This is a genomic window from Dysgonomonas sp. Marseille-P4677 (assembly GCF_016652235.1).
GTDB lineage: Bacteria > Bacteroidota > Bacteroidia > Bacteroidales > Dysgonomonadaceae > Dysgonomonas.
In genome coordinates, this window is the sequence record NZ_JAEPKU010000234.1 from 1 (window position 1) to 2,836 (window position 2,836).

The window sequence follows — 2,836 nt, forward strand, 5'->3', positions numbered from 1 at the left end:
AATTTTATTATTGAATGTTAATAAAACATGTATTTGTTAAAATTAGATGTTGGGAATATGGTTTGGTCGAAAAATAAAGGTCTGATATATAGAATTATTATTATAAATTCCTATCTTTGGACCGTTTTTAATAATACAAACTTTACGACAACTTTCATTTAGAGATAAAAATATTTATATGAAAAAAAAGACTTCCAAACAATCTTCTAGGTTTTTGATTATTTGTGCGTTGCCTTTTGCAATAATGGCACTTACTGTAATGATTTCATGTGCCGCTTCGCATTCAGTTCGTGAAATTCGTGCGTCTCGTGATCCTAATGCAGGTAATATTATTGTACCTGTAAAAATAAAGGTCAAGGAAACTAAAGATGATGCATTAATTAAAGATTTATTTATGCAGTCGAAGCGTTCTAGTATAGAATTACCTATTGTAGATAAAGATGGTAAAAAAAGTGCGGCTGTCATATCAGAACAAGTCACTTATGTAAACCCTGAGATAATTAGTTCCAATACGGGAGAAGATAAGGTGACTAATCTGAACGAAGTTCAGCATTTGAATGAAGTAGTTGTAACAGCTAAATCTCGCTTTACCCCCGAGCAAAATGGTAGGGTTAATGTTGACTTTGTAATACGAGTTCCAAAAGAGTTGCTTTCCCCTAATTTTAGAGTGACACTTGCTCCCAAATTGTTACACAATGATTCTATTGTTCCTTTGAAGGAAGTTGTAATCAAAGGTCAGACTTTTTCTGATAAACAAAAACAGGCATATGCCGATTATGATGCTTATGTAAAATCTATAGTAGATGAATCTAAGTATGATAGTGTATTTGTGGATCATAAAGGTGTGATGGATGATATTGCTTTTCAACAAAGTTTTTATTATCAACAATATCATAAAGAGTGGAGTCGTCAGACAGACTTTGAAGAATGGAAATCGACTAAAGATGATGTTGAGGCAATGCAGACTGCAAAGCAAACGGCACGTGATAAAAAAATATATTACGAGAATGTTCGTAAAGCACGTGAAAAGGCAATGAAAGAGGTTGCAAAAGGGAAAGATACAACAGGATTCTTTGCTCGCTATATGAAGAATGTGCCTAAACCGGGAGATTTGAAGAAAGGCAAACAGATTGTAGAGCAAAAGAATGATTATCGTTTAGATTTCTACAAAGAATATTCCAATAGAGCAAAGGAACAGGTTATGCGAGATTGGGCTACCGGGAAAGACACAGTCGGAGCTTATGCCCGTTATATGAAAGGATTTGATAAAAATATGAAAACTCTTGTCCTTGATGGAGAGGACATGAATCATGTTCCAGAGAGATTTAGAGACATATACAGGGAAGGTCGCAAGATGAAACAGATAAAGAATCAGGCTTTAACAGATCAAGATTCTATTGAGATTGCGCAAAGTCGCTATATGTTTGAGCAAATAGCTCTCAATGAAATGAAAAAAGAAAGGCAAGAGGAAAAAAGAAAAGAATTGATTGTTTTTCCATACGAAACTAATGTCCGTCTCGATAGTGTTATACAGACCGATCAACAATTCGTTTATTATTATAAGCAAGATTATCCTGTATCTCCGGGCATGAAAAGGCTTCGTTTAACTATGTCTACAACTATTGATGCGATTGATCGTAGTCAATTTATACAGCCACAGTCAGATACTTTGTCATATTTTATATCTTCTTTATCACAACTGGTAGATTCTTCTCTTATAGTGAAGACTACTACAGTACATCGTGATGTGTACAATAGTATGACTGTTTATCCTAAGTTCGCAACAGGAAAATCAACGTTCAATATAAATTATAAAGATAATAAGGCTGAAATTGATAAAGTTGTAAATACATATCGTACATTTACAGGAGAAGGTAAACTGTTTATGGATAGTGTTGTTATCAGAGTAACTACAGCTTTGGATGGCTCTTATGATAAAAATATTGAATTATCGATGAAGCGTGCTGAAGCCTTGAAAAATTATTTTACAAGAGTTTTAAGTGACGATGAATATGAAATGAATATGATACTCAAGACTCGTTTTAGTGGCGAGGATTGGAATACAATGGCCAAGCTGATTGTAAAAAGAACAGACATGCCTAATAAAGCTGAAATATTAGATATGTTGACACAGGCTGTCAATCCAGATCAATGTGAATCAGAGTTAAAAAAGGCTTATCCGGAAGATTTCAAGATAATTCGTGATTCTATCTATCCTTTATTGAATAAAGCTGAGCTAACATTCAATATGACTCGTCCTGATATGGCAGATGAAATAACAGTTAATAAAGAAGTTCGTCCTGACTATGCAAAAGCCCTTAAATTATTGCAAGACAGAGAATATTGGAAAGCCTTGGATATATTATCTAATTACCCTGATTATAATACAGCTTTATGTCTTGTTTGTATGGGATACAATGCCAAAGCCTTGGAGTTGCTAGATAAATTGAAAGAAACAAGTAATACTGAATATTTGAGAGCAATACTGGCCATACGGGCAAATGATGAAAATAAAGCCATACAGCATCTACTTAGATCATGTGAGTTAGATCCGACTAAAGCATATCGTGCGCCTCTGGATCCTGAAATATCTCAGTTGGTAAGCAAGTATGGACTACATGACCAATTGAATAGTAGTGAGGCTTCTTATGACTTAGGGTTACCTGATGATGAAAATATACAGTAACTAAATAAGATATTATCTAAAATCCTCCGGTTATTTCATATAATCGGAGGATTTTATTTTTGTAATAATCACCTTTTATTTTTTGTATAGTTTATTTGATTTAATTATATATTTGCTGTTTTTTACTAATTTTAGGGCTTTATATTAATT

1 protein-coding gene is annotated in these 2,836 nt (G+C 33.4%); it reads left to right on the top strand.

Annotation, left to right across the window (positions count from 1 at the left end; all coding sequences use genetic code 11):
• Positions 1–178 precede the first annotated feature (178 nt).
• Positions 179–2,686 (top strand): hypothetical protein, encoded by a 2,508-nt coding sequence (locus tag JGH11_RS19640; protein WP_201114603.1) that lies wholly within the window; start codon positions 179–181, stop codon positions 2,684–2,686.
• Positions 2,687–2,836: the final 150 nt, after the last annotated feature.